Origin of the sequence: Gluconobacter sp. P1D12_c, assembly GCF_018812105.1 — a bacterium.
Taxonomy (GTDB): Bacteria; Pseudomonadota; Alphaproteobacteria; order Acetobacterales; family Acetobacteraceae; genus Gluconobacter; species Gluconobacter oxydans_A.
The window spans coordinates 1-397 of record NZ_JACSIQ010000676.1 but is presented as its reverse complement, the minus strand read 5'-3'; the positions used below and the strand labels follow the sequence as shown (position 1 = coordinate 397).

Sequence of the window (397 nt, the reverse complement as noted above, 5' to 3'; positions counted from 1 at the left end):
ACCTTTGAGACAAAGCCCTGCTTTTCCATGAAGTCTTCGTTGGCTTTCGAGCGATACGCGGTATCGGCCCAGACGCTYGAGGCSGTATTGGCTTTATCCAGMAGCCCCTCTCTCAATCGCGCGCCATCACTGGCGGCGGCATCTGTCGTCTTCCATTCGCGGATGAACCGGAACTTCCGGTCGATGGAGACATGGGACTTGTAGTCAAAGAATGGGATAGCCAGATCGCTGGATGGCATGGTTCCATCGTCTTGCCGCTTCGCCTTCGTGAACTTCAGTGTACAGCGGGTGTTCCTGTCCTTGTGGGACAATCTGGATGGCTTATCCTGCCAGTCTTCAGGAATACGCCCTGCCCGGAGGTCGGCTTTCTCAGCATTCGTATTGCGCTGCTTTGGAG

General features: G+C 55.3%; 1 pseudogene. It reads right to left on the bottom strand.

The annotated features are described in order from the left end of the window. Positions 1-397 (bottom strand): annotated as a pseudogene (locus KP705_RS18695) (IS5/IS1182 family transposase); the annotation flags it as partial.